The organism is Orenia metallireducens (genome assembly GCF_001693735.1).
GTDB lineage: Bacteria > Bacillota > Halanaerobiia > Halobacteroidales > Halobacteroidaceae > Orenia > Orenia metallireducens.
The window spans coordinates 194171-209754 of the sequence record NZ_LWDV01000010.1 but is presented as its reverse complement, the minus strand read 5'-3'; the positions used below and the strand labels follow the sequence as shown (position 1 = coordinate 209754).

12 protein-coding genes are annotated in these 15584 nt (G+C 30.3%); all 12 read left to right on the top strand.

What is annotated here, in order from left to right; all coding sequences use genetic code 11:
* Positions 1-21 precede the first annotated feature (21 nt).
* The 12 genes from U472_RS13155 to pfkA all read left to right on the top strand — a co-directional run bounded on the left by U472_RS13155 (position 22) and on the right by pfkA (position 15580).
* Positions 22-345, top strand: a complete 324-nt coding sequence (locus tag U472_RS13155) for a hypothetical protein (protein WP_068719211.1) — start codon at positions 22-24, stop codon at positions 343-345.
* 215 nt (positions 346-560) lie between these two features.
* Positions 561-1631 carry an RHS repeat domain-containing protein gene (locus tag U472_RS13150; RefSeq protein ID WP_068719210.1) on the top strand — a complete coding sequence of 357 codons (1071 nt, stop codon included), beginning with the start codon at positions 561-563 and terminating at the stop codon, positions 1629-1631.
* Between the two features lie 929 nt (positions 1632-2560).
* Positions 2561-3487 (top strand): hypothetical protein (locus tag U472_RS17080; RefSeq protein WP_218059079.1); only part of this gene is annotated, 927 nt, incomplete at its 5' end.
* Positions 3488-3823 (top strand): hypothetical protein, encoded by a 336-nt coding sequence (locus tag U472_RS13140; protein ID WP_068719208.1) that lies wholly within the window; start codon positions 3488-3490, stop codon positions 3821-3823.
* Positions 3824-4038: 215 nt separating this feature from the next.
* On the top strand, positions 4039-5139 hold the full coding sequence (locus U472_RS13135; protein WP_068719207.1) for a hypothetical protein: 1101 nt from the start codon (positions 4039-4041) through the stop codon (positions 5137-5139).
* A complete protein-coding gene (locus U472_RS13130; protein ID WP_068719206.1) occupies positions 5117-7963 on the top strand; it encodes a LysM peptidoglycan-binding domain-containing protein in 2847 nt (948 codons plus the stop codon). The genes U472_RS13135 and U472_RS13130 overlap by 23 nt, the downstream gene beginning before the upstream one ends.
* Positions 7964-7979: 16 nt before the next feature.
* Complete coding sequence (locus U472_RS16405) at positions 7980-8882, top strand: DUF4280 domain-containing protein (RefSeq protein WP_218059078.1); 903 nt, start codon at positions 7980-7982, stop codon at positions 8880-8882.
* A 105-nt stretch (positions 8883-8987) separates the two neighbouring features.
* The gene (locus U472_RS13120) at positions 8988-11102 is read left to right on the top strand and encodes a protein phosphatase 2C domain-containing protein (RefSeq protein WP_068719205.1); all 2115 of its coding nucleotides are present in this window, start codon (positions 8988-8990) and stop codon (positions 11100-11102) included.
* 21 nt (positions 11103-11123) lie between these two features.
* Complete coding sequence (locus U472_RS13115; protein WP_068719204.1) at positions 11124-12068, top strand: serine/threonine protein kinase; 945 nt, start codon at positions 11124-11126, stop codon at positions 12066-12068.
* A gap of 579 nt (positions 12069-12647) precedes the next feature.
* Entirely contained in the window at positions 12648-13565 is a 918-nt protein-coding gene (gene accD, locus U472_RS13110) for an acetyl-CoA carboxylase, carboxyltransferase subunit beta (protein WP_068719203.1), read from the top strand.
* The gene (locus U472_RS13105; RefSeq protein WP_068719202.1) at positions 13558-14541 is read left to right on the top strand and encodes an acetyl-CoA carboxylase carboxyltransferase subunit alpha; all 984 of its coding nucleotides are present in this window, start codon (positions 13558-13560) and stop codon (positions 14539-14541) included. The genes accD and U472_RS13105 overlap by 8 nt, the downstream gene beginning before the upstream one ends.
* A gap of 31 nt (positions 14542-14572) precedes the next feature.
* Positions 14573-15580, top strand: a complete 1008-nt coding sequence (pfkA, locus tag U472_RS13100) for a 6-phosphofructokinase (protein WP_068719201.1) — start codon at positions 14573-14575, stop codon at positions 15578-15580.
* Positions 15581-15584 lie beyond the last annotated feature (4 nt).

The following is a 15584-nucleotide window of genomic DNA, read 5'->3' as shown; positions in this document are numbered from 1 at the left end:
AATAAAAAAGGAGGTATAAGAATGTCAAAGATAGTTTATTATTATGAAAATGCATTCTATATAAGAGAAAAAGGACAATCTCAATCTGATGGACAACTATGGCAACCATGTCCTTATGACCCGATAACCGAAAGTCAAAAGATAGACAACCTAGCCAAACAATACACCAATGGCTTAAATGCAGCAGAATGGAAAGAAGAAGAAGAGGCAATGACAGCATTTTTGAATTCATCTGATATTTTGTTAACAGGATTGACCAGTGAAACCAAGGCTAAAGAAGCGATATTTGGAACAGATAGATTGCTTCCTATTCTCAAAGACCAGAGTAAATTTAAAGGCAGGTAAAGCAATTTACAATTCACAATTCACAATGAATAATTAAAACTAAGTGAAAATAAATAAGTGGTTACAATGTTGACCTTTTATTTATCTTCATTTAAATAAAGAGTAAGCCACATGCTTTAGCTTGTGGTGAAGTAAAAAAAGGGGGTTATGCTTAAGTATATCCAGATATAATCAATCAAGTTTAATATCAATCAAAAAGGAGATGATTTTACAGAATGAAAAAAAAGAATAGAGTACTAGTATTACTGATGATATTCACATTAATGTTGCTACTAGCATCATGCAGAAGTAATGGAACAAGTCCAAGAGAAGAGGTAGCCAAGCAACAATTCAAAGAGGAGCTAGAGACATTACAGAGATTAGCCAAAGGAAAGACTAATGAAGTTGAGGTAAATAAAGAAGATGTCTACTTAGTAAAAACAGAAATAATTGAAGACCCTGATAACAAAACACAATATACATCAAGAGAATGGAAATACGATAAGAATGATAATTTATTAAGTTTAGTCTACATGAATAAAGATGGGGGAGAGACATATTATGAAAAGCATAAATATGATGAAAAATCAAAATTACTAAAGTCAACTATTAAGAAACAATTTATGGGGGGACCCATTTACATTACCAAAACTTACACCTATGACAAAGATGGAAGAAAGATTGCTTATGTAGCTACTAACCAGAAAGATGAGAAGTGTGGTAAAGGAATTTATCAGTATTATAGTAATGGTCAATTGAAATATGAATATAGCGAAGATGGATATAGCAAAAAAACAAAAGAAATATATTACGATAAATCTGGAGAGAAAACTAAAGAATTAAATAGTAATCTAATGGGAGATTCAGTGACTAGTTTCAAATGTGAGTATGATAAAGATGGAAATAAGATTAAAGAGATTCAAACTAGAAAATATAAAGGTAATGGAATAACAATTATAACTACAATTAATTATAATAAATTCGGAAAAATAACTAAACAAATAAGTAAAGATGAAAATGAGATTACTGATTGGTATGAAAGTAAATATGATAAAAATGGAAATGTGATAGAATCTACATCTAAAGATAAATGTGGAAATATAGAAATAATGAGAAAATATAAATATAATAGGCATGGAAAAGAAATTGAAATGACTCGTTTTGATAGAAATAATAATGGAGAATTAATTGAAAAGTGGAGATATAAGAATGAATATGATGATAAAAATAATAAAGTCAAAGCTAAAAAAATTATTGAAGGAGAAATTTTTACAATTCTTCATTACAAATATAAATTTAACAATTAAGAAGGGAGAAGACTATAATGAGTAATAATCAAATAGAAGATAGTAATAAAGTTTCTAAAAAAATAGTTTTTGATAAAATGAGTAATGCATTCTTTTTAGAAGTGAATGGCAAACAATCTAAAACCCCTTGGCAACCAGCTCCACCGAATTTAACGGAACATGAAGGAGATAAACTAGCCCAAGCCTACACCAATGGCTTAAATGCAGCAGAATGGAAAGAAGAAGAAGAAGCAATGACAGCATTTTTGAATTCAGCAGATATAATCTTAACAGGGTTAACGAGTGAAACCAAGGCTAAAGAAGCGATATTTGGAAAAGATAGATTACTTCCTATTCTCAAAGACCAGAGTAAGTATAAAGGTGGTATGTTACTAGGTAATCAGTTGAGTGTATTAAGATATTTTAAAGAACTACTTACTCCTGTATATAAGGCGACAACAAATACTGGAGCAAATATATTGATTGAATTAGCATTGGGGAGTTCTAACGATAAGGAAAAGAATGATTTATCTCCAGTAGTAGGGTTTGCCAATAGAGCAGATAGTACAATTAAAATTGGAAAAGATAGCAAAGAGGTATTTGGTAGTGTTAAGAAGTTATTGAATAATGGTTGGAAGGGGGTAGATGAATATAAGAACATATGTAGCAGTATAGGAGGACAAGTTGGAGATTATGTTGCAGTTTGGGCAGCAGCAGTGGTAACTGTATATTATAGGCATAAAAATGATTATCAAAATATGAGTCCAGAAGATATCAGAAAAGAAGTTCAATTTGAAGCAGGCTTAAATACTATTGCAGCCAGTATTATGGGGCTAATTGGAATTCCAGGGGCAATAATGTTAAAGACTGGATTCAAAACAATAAAGGCTGCTCCAGATGCTGCATCATTACTTATTGGGTTAGGATTACTCTGGATGAAATGTGCCCANAAAGGACAGACTAATGAAGTTAAGGTAAAAGAAGATAAAGTCTATTTAATAAAGAAGTCAATTGTAGAAAATTTAGAGACAGGTAAAAAATATGTAAAAAGAATAGAAAAGTATGATGATAAAAATAATTTATTAAGTTTAGTTAGTAATCGAAAAAATGGTGAATTATTTTATTATGAGAAGTATCAATATAATGATGAAGGAGAGGTGATGAAATCAACAATATTAAGAGAGCCTTTTGGAGCTATAACAAGGACTTATAGTTATGATAAGCAAGGTAAAAAAATGGGATATCTAGAGACAAATGAAAAAGGAGAGAAGTGCGGGGAAGGACTCTATAAATATTATGAAGATGGACAGTTGAAATATGAATATACCAATGATCAATATACTAAAGGAAGAGAAGAGATTTATTATAATGAAGAGGGAGAAAAAGAAAAGGTAATTTATAAAGGGCTTATGTTCGATACAGTATCAACCTTTGAAAGAGAGTTTAATCAGCAAGGAGTCAAAGTAAAAGAAATAGAGACAAAAAAGATTACTAATACAGATGAAACAATTCTGTGTACAACTTATTTTAATGAGATAGGTAAAAAAGTTAAATATATAGTTAAAAATGAAGATATAATAAAGTCGTGGTATGAGTGGGAGTATGATAAACAAGGAAATATAACCAAATTCATTTCTAAAGATAAAAATGGTAATATTCAAGGTTTTGATGAATACCAGTTTGATGAAAACGGGAATAAAACCAAGCATATAGATAAAAAATTAGTAGAAAGAAACAAATGGAGATTAAGGATTTGGCATGAATATGAATATAATGAGAATAATCAAGTCATGAGAATTTTATCGAAAGATTCTAATGGTATAGTAAGATTTATTACTCATTATGAATATCAAAATGGTACTAAGGGTGGAGATTAAATGTCAAAAGAAGTACTTTATAATGAAGAAGACCATATGTTTTATATTGTAGAAGATGGTGGTGCAATAGAAGATGGTCAGCAATGGAAACCTTGTCCTCCATCATATAATCTTGAAACGCATAAGAAAGAGATACAAGATTTAGAAAGAGCCTACACCAACGGCTTAAATGCAGCAGAATGGAAAGAAGAAGAGGAGGCAATGACAGCATTTTTGAATTCAGCAGATATAATCTTAACAGGGTTAACGAGTGAAACCAAGGCTAAAGAAGCGATATTTGGAAAAGATAGATTACTTCCTATTCTCAAAGACCAGAGTAAATTTAAAGGCAGGTAAAGCAATTTACAATTCACAATTCACAATGAATAATTAAAACTAAGTGAAAATAAGTAAGCGGTTACAATGCTGACCTTTTATTTATCTTCATTTAAATAAAAATTAAGCCACATGCTTTAGCTTGTGGTGAAGTAAAAAGGGGTGATTTATGCTTAATAGTATCCATATATAATCAATAATATTTAAAATAAACTCAAAAGGAAAGGTTTGATATTATGAAAAGAAAGAATAGAGTACTAATATTACTGATGATATTCACATTAATATTGCTACTAGTATCATGTAGAAGTAATGGAACAAGCCAAAGAGAAGAGGTAGCTAAGCAACAATTTAAAGAAGAATTAGAGACATTACAGAGGTTAGCCAAAGGACAGACTAATGAAGTTAAGGTAAAAGAAGAAAATGTATATTTAGTAAAGAAGTCAATTGTAGAAAATTTAGATACAGGGAAAAAGTATGTGGAAAGAGTAGAAAAATATGATGCCAAAGATAATTTATTAAGTTTAGTTAGTAATCGAAAAAATGGTGAATTGTTTTATTATGAAAAGTATCAATATAATGATGAAGGAGAGGTGATGAAATCAACAATATTAAGAGAGCCTTTTGGAGCTATAACAAGAACTTATAGTTATGATAAGCAAGGCAAAAAAATAGGGTATCTAGAGACAAATGAAAAAGGAGAGAAGTGCGGGGAAGGACTCTATAAATACTATGAAGGTGGACAATTAAAGTATCAATATACTAATGACCAATATACTAAAGCAAGAGAAGAGATATATTATAATGAAGAGGGAGAAAAAGAAAGAGTAATTTATAAAGGGCTTATGTTCGATACAGTATCAACCTTTGAAAGAGAGTTTAATCAGCAAGGAGTCAAAGTAAAAGAGATAGAGATAAAACAGATTACTAATACAGATGAAACAATTCTGTGTACAACTTATTTTAATGATAAAGGTAAAAAAGTTAAATATATAGCTAAAAATGGTGATACAATAAAGTCGTGGTATGAATGGGAATATGATAAAGAAGGTAATAGAACAAGGTTTATTTCTAAAGATGAAAATGGTAATATTGAGAGTGTTGATGAATATGATTTTGATGAAAACGGGAATAAAATAAAACATATAGATAAAGAACTATTGGAAAATAATACGTGGTGGATAATAGCTTGGGATGAATATGAATACGATAAGAATAATAGATTAATCAGAATTTTGTCTAAAGATTCTGATGGTATAGTAGGGCTTATTACTAATTATGAATATGAAAAAGTTAATAAGGGGGGGAGAGTAAATGTCAAAAAAAGTACGCTATAATGAAAGAGACCATATGTTTTATATTTTAGAAGAAGGACAATCAATAAAGAATGGTCAACGATGGAAACCTTGTCCTCCATCATATAATCTTGAAACGCATAAGAAAGAGATACAAGATTTAGAAAGAGCCTACACCAACGGATTAAACGCAGCAGAATGGAAAGAAGAAGAAGAGGCAATGACAGCATTTTTGAATTCAGCAGATATAATCTTAACAGGGTTAACGAGTGAAACCAAGGCTAAAGAAGCGATATTTGGAAAAGATAGATTACTTCCTATTCTCAAAGACCAGAGTAAGTATAAAGGTGGTATGTTACTAGGTAATCAGTTGAGTGTATTAAGATATTTTAAAGAACTACTTACTCCTGTATATAAGGCGACAACAAATACTGGAGCAAATATATTGATTGAATTAGCATTGGGGAGTTCTAACGATAAGGAAAAGAATGATTTATCTCCAGTAGTAGGGTTTGCCAATAGAGCAGATAGTACAATTAAAATTGGAAAAGATAGCAAAGAGGTATTTGGTAGTGTTAAGAAGTTATTGAATAATGGTTGGAAGGGGGTAGATGAATATAAGAACATATGTAGCAGTATAGGAGGACAAGTTGGAGATTATGTTGCAGTTTGGGCAGCAGCAGTGGTAACTGTATATTATAGGCATAAAAATGATTATCAAAATATGAGTCCAGAAGATATCAGAAAAGAAGTTCAATTTGAAGCAGGCTTAAATACTATTGCAGCCAGTATTATGGGGCTAATTGGAATTCCAGGGGCAATAATGTTAAAGACTGGATTCAAAACAATAAAGGCTGCTCCAGATGCTGCATCATTACTTATTGGGTTAGGATTACTCTGGATGAAATGTGCCCAAGCAGTCTCTAATGGTGTTAAAGAGAGTTTAAGAGTCTGTCTTGATAAGAAAGAGAGAAGAAAATATTCAACAAGTGAATTATTTTCACAAATGCTTAAGATTGGGGTAAAAACAACTATAAGCGAGATAAAAAATTGGAGAGGAATAATCGGGGCTAGTAGATTGTATAGTATCTTACCATGGGACTCTCCTACAGGAATTAAATCTGATAATAGTTATATAGTTGTAGAAAAATCGATAGATGGTCCCTCGATGTTTGATGCTTTTGTAGAGTTTTTTAAGCATGATGATAATAATCCAGTAGATGCTTTTAATATTTTAAAATTAGAAATTAATGAAGGAACTATAGCACCAGAAATAGTAAATGGATCTTTAAAAGCATATGATTTTATTAGTGGAAAGAAACATGAAAAATATACTTTATATGATTATAGTAAATACTTTAGTAATTATGAAACTCAATTAAAAATAGATTTTAAAGAAAATGGAACTACTTTTATAGGGACTATAGATATGATAGGAAAATTATATCAAGATATTCAGGAAAATAATGAATTGAAAAAAATATATCCTGATATTGACTTTGTGGCTTTTTATGACTTTGATGGTAAAGGTAATAAGCATATGATGGAATTAAAAGATAAAATAATTAGTTATACCGATACTGAAATATCTGCTGAAAATTTACGCCCTTTAATTTATGATAGAGAGAAGAAAAAATTTAAAAGAAATATTGAATCAAAGATTAAAAATGTAGTATTCTTACCTTTTGGAACAAAAGAATTAAATAAATACTTAAATAACTTATCTCAGTATTTTGGAGAGGAATTTGCTCAAAAAATACTAGAGGAAGAGACAAGAATTATATTGACCCCTAAGCATATTTCATATCAAAGGATTCCAGAGGTTTATGTAATAAAGAGTACTGAATTAATAGATAAGCAGGCAGAAGAAAGAGGGTTAAGTATAGCCAAAGATAAACTTACTTATGATGATATATTTAATTTACCACATAACAAAGAGAAGTTTATTAAAGCTAATTTAGCTGGGAATACAGTAGATACTGAACAAGACTACAATTATATCTTATTTTCTATAGATATATCATCAAGTAATTTAGCAGATTATTATCCATGGAAAAGATACAGATTTTTTATAAAAAATAATGATGATATATTATATGGAAGTAATAGTAGCCAAAATAAGAATACATCAAATAATGAAAAAAATAATGATTTTGAATTTTGGACAGGTCTTGGGTCTAAAAGTTGTTATAAAGATAATAGTAATCCTCAAAAAAATATAACAATAAACGGGGAAAGAATTGGAACTGCTTTAAAGAGAAGACAGGATTTAGAAGGTGGTTATGAACATTTAACTAGCAAACAAGAATATGAGGAAATTATAAAATTAGCTGATGATAAAGAATTAGAAGTTAGATATACCTATGATTTAAATGGTAGTTTAGTTGAAGATACCTATTTAGTAATTAAATATAGATGTAAAGATTATAGCGAAGATGGATGGAATAATTTAAAGATTAAAGAGTTTAAAGATTTAGATTATGGGATAGATATCCCTGATAAAGGAGAAAGTCTAGCAGGGTCTAATGCTAATAAGGTTAAGAAGAAAGAAAATGAATTTAAATTGATTGAATTAGAAGGAAGTACAGGCAAAGAAACATATAGTAAAATAATACTTAAAAATCAAGGGAATTATTTTATTCCAGCGGGTATAACCCCAATTGAAGATAGTGGAGTGCAAGAGAAAAGTGACTTACGTGAGGAGTATACTATAGAATCAGGAGATACCTTATCCCATATTGCTGAAAATAAATTAGGGAAAGTCAGTTTATGGGTGGAAATTGAGAGAGAAGATGGTACTACCTTTAGTGAAGAAGAGGCTAAACATTTGCGAATTGGTTCTAAAGTTTATTTACCTAAGAAATAATTTGGAGGTGTAAAGATTGGCTGAGAAGATATATGAAGACTCTAAGGGGAACAAGTATGTTAAAGATGATAATGGAAACTTATTTATAACTTATGCTCAACAAGAGAATCAAACAGAAAATATCTGTATAGCAGGCTTTAAAGAAGGAGATTATGGAATCTGGCTAGAAGGAGCACCTTATCGTTTAGAAGGAGATAAAATAGCTACCAAAGATGGAAAGAAAGAAGCATCTAAAAGTGAAATCTTAGAATTAGAAGAGAATAAATTTTTAGAGGAAGAAGAAAGAATTAAAGATGGCTTCTTATGGATTTATGCTGGAGAGAAGATAAAATTTCCTGAGGAAGAGGAGGAACAGAAAGAGGAAACTCAAGAAGGAGAGAGCCAAGAAGATAAACAAGAGCAGAGTACTACTAAAACAGTAGCAGCAGGAACTAATACAAGCAATAGTAGCCAATCCAAGTCAGAAACCCAAGAGAGTGATAAGCAAGAAAGTGAAGAGAGTAGCTCTCCTACTAGTTCAGGGGCTAGCGGAAGTAAGTTATATGTCTGTGCAGGAGCTAAATTAAAATGTAACCAAGGTGACAAGGAAGGGGCACTAAAAGTGGTAGCACCCCATAATATTAAGATGCAAGGTAATTTAGTGGCTACTATTATGGATAATAAGCCAATGGCAAATATCCAACCCTTTGGTAAATGTAAGAGTATGGCTAATCCTACAGTAGCAGCAGCTACAGCAGCAAATAAAGGTAAATTAAAGCCAATGCCTTGCATCCCTAATATTGTAGCACCTTGGACAGGCGGAAAACCAGATGTTAAAGTAGCAGGAAATCCTGCTTTGTTAGAAAGTTCTAAATTGACTTGTGCTTATGCGGGAATTATAAAGATTACTGATCCAGGTCAAGATTTGGTAAAGGGTTAATTTTTTTATCAATTGAATGGAAAAAATAGTGATATTGTTAATTAATATAATTTTAAAGGATAAATTAGCAAATAAATATACATGTATTAAAATGGAGGAATAATAATGAGAAAAGATAATAGCGAATTTATAACTGAATTTATAACAAAACCAGGGCATTTTACTAAAAATAGAGATTATTTTGCTTATGTGGAACTTGATGATTATGCATGTTGGGTATTAGCAGATGGAATAGATTCTGCTCATGATATATTAAGTGCTGAAATTGTAGTAGGAAGTATCCTCAATGAGTTTGCTGAAAAACCATCTATGAAGAGAAAGCATATTAAAAGATATATAAAGAATGCAAATAAAGCCTTACTGCATGAGAGTAGGATTATTAAATTACAGACAACAGTATTAGTTGTAGTAACAGATTATAGCTCTATTGTGTGGGGTAATGTAGGAAATACAAGATTATATCATTTTAGAAATGAAAGATTAAAAGCTAGATCTAAAGATCATAGTGTTGCTCAAATGATGGTGGATGCTGGTCAAGTTGAGGAACGTAAGGCCAACCAACATAGAGAAAAGAATAATCTAACTAAATTTTTAGGACAAGGAAGGAAAATAAAACCCTATGTTAGTAAGAAGACTAAATTAAAAGATGAGGATGCCTTACTAATTTGTACTTCTGGATTTTGGGAGAATGTTAATGATCAAGAGATTGAAGGGGTTTTAAAAGAAGCAACTGATGCAAAAGATTTTGTAGCTAAATTAGAAAAAAACATATTAAAAAAAGGTAATAGAAACTTAAATAATTACTCTATGATTTCTTTATTTATTAAAAAAGCCTTTAAAGAGACTAGTAATAGAGGAAAATTCTTAAAAAAAGTAGCAATATTTTTAATCCCAATTGTCATGTTGGCAGGAGGATATCTTATTTATCAGAAAGTAAATAAGATAAAAACCCTTAAAGCTATGAAAATAAAGAAAGAGAATCTTAAATTGGGAGAGTTAAAAGATACCTATAGACTTGAAGCAGAAGGTGATGAACTTTTTGAAATTGCAAGCTACAATGAAGCATTGAATAAATATAAAGAAGCTAAAGAAGTTTATGACAAATTTAAGCAGAAAGAGAAATTAAATATAATCAACCAGAAGATAAAAGAAACAGGTAATATCATTGAAGGTAGAGAAAATGAAATAAGAGCTGATGATTATTTTAACAATGAAAATTATCAAGAAGCAATAACTAAATATAATGAAGCAAGATTAAGTTATTTAAAGGTTGAAGATTATAATTTAAATACTATAGAAGAGAAGATAGTAAAGGCAAATAATATGTTAAAAGCAATTGACTACGAACAAGAAGGAGATATCTTTTATAAGGCTGGTAAATTTGCAATTGCTAAGGAAAAATATAATAATGCTCTTGAAATTTGTAAACAGAATAGATTTAATCAGAAATTGACAATGATAAAAATCAAAATAGAAGATACTAATCAACTAATAATAAAAACAGAGAAGATTGCCAAAGCAGAAATTGCTGAAGATAAGGGTGATGAATTCTTTCAAAGTCAAGAATTTGAAAATGCTAATTTAAAATATCTTGAAGCAAAGATTATTTATTTAGAGTTAAATAAGACAGAAGAAGCTCAAAAGATAGAGAAGAAAATCAAGAATGTTATTTTAACTAAGAATAAAATTGAAGCTGAAGAATATGAAGAAGTTGCAGATATGTATATGCAGGCAGAGAAGAAAGAATATGATGAAGCATTGTTTAATTATAAGGAAGCAAATAAGATATATTCTAAGATCAATATGTCAAATAAAGTTAAAAAGATTGATTATAAAATCAATAATCTTCTCCTAGCTAAAACTTTAAATCAAGCCAAGAACTATAAAGAATTAGCTCAAATAAAATTAACTAAAGAAAATTATCAAGAAGCTCTATTAAATTATAAAAAGGCTCTAGAGCTATATGTTCAAAGTAATATGACTAAAGAAATAGCAGAAATTGAAGAGATGTTAGAAAGTGTAAATTACAGTAAAGCTAAAAAATATGAAGATTCAGCAGACAAATATTTTAAAGAAAGAGAATATGACAAAGCTCTAGATAATTATGAGCAGGCAAAAGAAATATACTCTAATATTAATAAAAGTGAGGAACTTGAAGTTGTTGAAAATAAAATAGCAAGGACTAAAGAAAAGAAAGATAAGTTTCTGTTTATATTTTAATATAATGTTAGGTGATAGAAGATGAAGAACAATAATGAAATTGATTATATTTATTTGCCTAAAGAAAGTATTTTAAACAATAAATATATTATAAAAAGAAGACTAGCTGAAAGAAGTAACTTTTCTATAGTATATATGGCAGAGAATATTGAAAATAATGAAAAAGTAGTTATTAAAGAGTTTTTTCCGAAAAATTTAGTATTAAGAGATTTAGATGGTAAGACAATTATTTGTAAAAATAGTTTTATGAAAGAGAGTTTGCAGGAAAAAATGAATGAATTCTTAAATGAAGCAAAATTAATGAAATCTTTAGAAGATGAGTTTATTGCTAAATGTTATGAATTTTTCATAGAGAATAATACTGCATATATAGTAACAAAGTATTATGATGGGGTTACCTTAGATTACTATCTAGAAGAGGAGAAAGATTTTGAACAATTCTTAAAAAAAATATTCTTCCCACTATTAAATACTGTTGAACAAATACATGGCAAGCAATATATTCATAGGGATATAAAGCCAAGTAATATAATTATTCATCAGAATAGACCTATATTAATTGATTTTGGTTCTGCAATTAATTATAAGAGCAATGATAAAAAAAATATATTTTTAACACCTGGATTCTCTCCAATTGAATTTTATTCAGAAAAATCTAAACAAGGACCGTACTCAGATATATATAGCCTATCTGCTCTTTTATATTATTTTTTTACTACTAATATACCAGAAGAATCTCTAAATAGAATTATTGAAGATAATTTAAAATCTATTGATAGTTTAAATCAAGAAATACCAGATAAACTCAATAATATAATAATGAAAAACCTATCTCTTGATTATAAAAGAAGAGATAGAGTAATTGCCATTTTTAAATTAAAATTATGGGGGGTATATCTAAATTATAAATTCAAAAAATTAATATCCAACTTATTCAATAGATTTGGACAGAATATGAGTGGTTGATTTAGGGAAAGACAATCAACTTTCTTAAAAAAGCAATAAGATTTATAGGTGCTACAAATTTAAAATTATTTTAAATGATAAAAATTATTAATTAGGATAATGATTTTGTAGATAAGTTATCAAAATTTAGTGAAATTGTGATTATAATATGCATTTGTCTGGATAAAAGACTTTTTATTTCCAACTACTATTTAAGATAATGAAAATAGTTTTAATTATGCATAAAATCTGAAAATTTAATATACTAAAGTTGCAATTTATTCATTTTGTGTTATAATAAGACCAGCATTTAAAAATAATGTTTGTTTAATTTTTTTACATAATCGTTTTGAAATTATTAATTTGGTTTATAATAATAAAGTCAAGAGCTATTAAATTACTCTTTGAATCTATACTAAAAATAAATAACTAATATATAATAAATTATATCGGTAGAATGAAATCTGTTTAAGTTCTGATTAAACTAGACTAATTTAAGATTAGAGGAGAATAATTTCAAACACTTAAACTTTTACAAGTAGATTGAAATATTATTCATTGGGATAATTTCTATCCTTTAATTTAGTGAGGTGAAGTAGAGTGTTAAAGGATTTCTTTGGGAAATCTAAGTATGTTACTGTTGAAAGGAAGAGTAGGCCTACTAGAAAGGGCTTAGAAGCTGAAAAGTCTGGTAAAGAAGGAAAGAAAGAGATGCCAGATGATTTATGGACTAAGTGTAAAGATTGTAAAGAGATTATCTTTAATAAAAAATTGGCTGAAAACTTAAAGGTTTGCCCAAGTTGTGGTAATCATTTTAGGTTAACTGCTACTGAAAGGATATCATTATTAATTGATGAAGGTAAATTTGAAGAGTATGACGCTGATTTAGAAGCAACAAACCCATTAGGCTTCCCTAAATATGAAGAGAAGGTAGAGAAATATCAAAGAAAGACCGGTTTAAAAGATGCAGTTATTGCTGGTATTGGTGAAATAAATGGACATACTGTCTCTTTGGCTGCGCTAGATTCAAGGTTTTTAATGGGGAGTATGAATTCAGTTGTTGGAGAGAAGCTCACTCGTGCTATTGAGAGGGCTATTGATCAAGATCTGCCTTTGATTATTGTTGCTGGTGGTGGCGGTGGTGCTAGAATGTATGAAGGGATGCTTTCCTTAATGCAAATGGCAAAGACCAGTGCTGCTTTAAAGAGACTTGATCAAGCAGGGCAACTATTCATATCAATTTTGACTGATCCCACTTATGGAGGAATTTCAGCTAGTTTTGCTTCTTTAGGTGATATCAATATTGCTGAGCCAGGGGCAAAGATTGGTTTTGCTGGACCTAGAGTTATTAAACAGACAATTAATCGTGACTTACCAGAAGGGTTTCAAACTGCAGAGTTTCTATTAAAGTATGGAATGATAGATAAGGTAGTTAAGAGATCTGAACTTAAAAATACATTAGGAAAAATATTAAATATCCACGAAATGGGTAGTATGAGAGGTGAAAGAGATGCCTAGTAATTACTTGGATTTTGAAAAGCCTCTTGTTGAATTAGAAGAGAAGGTCAATGAATTAAAGAGTTTTATGGAAGAGAAAGAGATTGACCTAACTGAAGAGATAGAGCGTTTAAAGAAAAGGGCTCAAGTTCTACAAGAGGAGATATTCTCTAAGTTAGAGCCGTGGCAAATTTTACAAATTGCTCGTCATCCAGAAAGACCTACGACTTTAGACTATATTGACTTAGTTTGTGATGAATTTATCGAACTACATGGTGACAGACAATTTAGTGATGATAAAGCATTAATTGGTGGAATTGGAATGATTGGAGATCTTCCAGTAACAATTATAGGACATCAAAAAGGAAAGACGACTAAGGATAATATTGAAAGAAACTTTGGTATGGCTCATCCAGAAGGGTATAGAAAAGCATTAAGGTTGATGAAGCAAGCTGAAAAGTTTAATCGTCCTATTGTTGCTTTAGTCAATACACCAGGAGCTTATCCAGGTGTTGGAGCAGAAGAGCGGGGACAGGCTGAAGCTATTGCTAGAAATATGATGGAAATGGCAGGGATTACAGTACCTATCATCGTTGTGATTATTGGCGAGGGTGGTAGTGGTGGAGCTTTAGGTATAGGTGTAGGAGATAGAGTATTGATGTTAGAATATACCTATTATTCTGTATGTTCTCCAGAGGCTTGTGCTGCAATTTTATGGAAAGATGCTAAAGAAGCGGAGACTGCTGCTAAGGCTTTAAAGATTACTGTTAAGGATTTAATGGAATTAGGGATTGTTGATGGGATTGTTCCTGAACCTCCTGGAGGTGCCCACAAAGACTATCAACTCAGTGCTCAACTCTTAAGAGATGAAATTCTAAAAGAGATTGATAAATTAGATAAATTAAGCCCTGAAGAGTTGTTAGAGGAAAGATATAATAAATTCAGAAATATGGGGCAGATTAAGGAAAATAATCAAAAGATATTAAGTGAATTATAGATTAATTTAAAGAAGTAAGGGGGAGTATATAATGAAGAAGATTGGTGTATTAACTAGTGGAGGTGATGCACCAGGCATGAATGCTGCTGTTAGAGCAGTGGTTAGAAAAGCTATTCATGCTGGTGTAGAAGTGGTAGGTGTTAATAGGGGCTATGCTGGTGTTATTGAAGGTGATTTTGTAAAGCTAGATAAGAGTTCTGTTAGTGATATTATCGATCGTGGTGGAACTTTTTTACGTTCTGCACGTTGTGATGAGTTTAGAACTCCAGAAGGAAGAGCAAAAGGTGCTGAGCAATTAAGAAAAGAAGGAATTGAAGGTTTAATAGTTATTGGTGGTGATGGTTCTTTTACAGGAGCCACATTATTAACTAATGAGACTGGAATTAAAACAGTTGGTGTTCCTGCTACAATCGATAATGATATTGCTTGTACTGATGATTCTATTGGCTATGATACTGCTATGAATACTATTATTGATGCAATCACTAAAATTCGCGATACTGCTAGTTCCCATGAAAGAGCTTTTGTTATTGAGGCTATGGGAAGACATGCTGGTTTCTTAACATTGTCAGCAGGGCTAGCTGGTGGTGCTGAGGCTATCTTGGTACCAGAGATGAAGTTTAATATTGATGAAGTTTGTAATAATATTCAAGCTGGCTATGAAGCTGGTAAAATTCATGCAATTATCTTAGTTGCTGAAGGTGTAGAGATTGAAGGTCAAGAATTTACTACTAATAGAGATGTTAATCAAAGTAATGCCTTTATTATAGGTAAAGAGATTAATGATAGAACTGGTTTTGAAACTAGAGTTTCTATTTTAGGACATATCCAACGTGGTGGTGCTCCAACTGGTAGAGACAGATTAATAGCAAGTAGACTAGGTGCTGCTTCTGTTGATGCATTGTTAGCTGGAGAGACCAATAAGATGGTTGGAATAATACATAATAAGGTTGAAATTTCAGATATTAAAGATGCTATTGAAGGTAATAAAGAGTTTGACGAAGAGTTATATCAATTAGCTAATATTTTATCTATATAATTCA

Excerpts from the sequence above, each read along its gene's own strand:
- U472_RS13155 (WP_068719211.1), top strand. The coding sequence starts at position 22 with ATGTCAAAGATAGTTTATTATTATGAAAATGCATTCTATATAAGAGAA.
- U472_RS13150 (WP_068719210.1), top strand. The coding sequence starts at position 561 with ATGAAAAAAAAGAATAGAGTACTAGTATTACTGATGATATTCACATTA.
- U472_RS13140 (WP_068719208.1), top strand. The coding sequence starts at position 3,488 with ATGTCAAAAGAAGTACTTTATAATGAAGAAGACCATATGTTTTATATT.
- U472_RS13135 (WP_068719207.1), top strand. The coding sequence starts at position 4,039 with ATGAAAAGAAAGAATAGAGTACTAATATTACTGATGATATTCACATTA.
- U472_RS13130 (WP_068719206.1), top strand. The coding sequence starts at position 5,117 with ATGTCAAAAAAAGTACGCTATAATGAAAGAGACCATATGTTTTATATT.
- U472_RS13120 (WP_068719205.1), top strand. The coding sequence starts at position 8,988 with ATGAGAAAAGATAATAGCGAATTTATAACTGAATTTATAACAAAACCA.
- U472_RS13115 (WP_068719204.1), top strand. The coding sequence starts at position 11,124 with ATGAAGAACAATAATGAAATTGATTATATTTATTTGCCTAAAGAAAGT.
- U472_RS13105 (WP_068719202.1), top strand. The coding sequence starts at position 13,558 with ATGCCTAGTAATTACTTGGATTTTGAAAAGCCTCTTGTTGAATTAGAA.
- pfkA (WP_068719201.1), top strand. The coding sequence starts at position 14,573 with ATGAAGAAGATTGGTGTATTAACTAGTGGAGGTGATGCACCAGGCATG.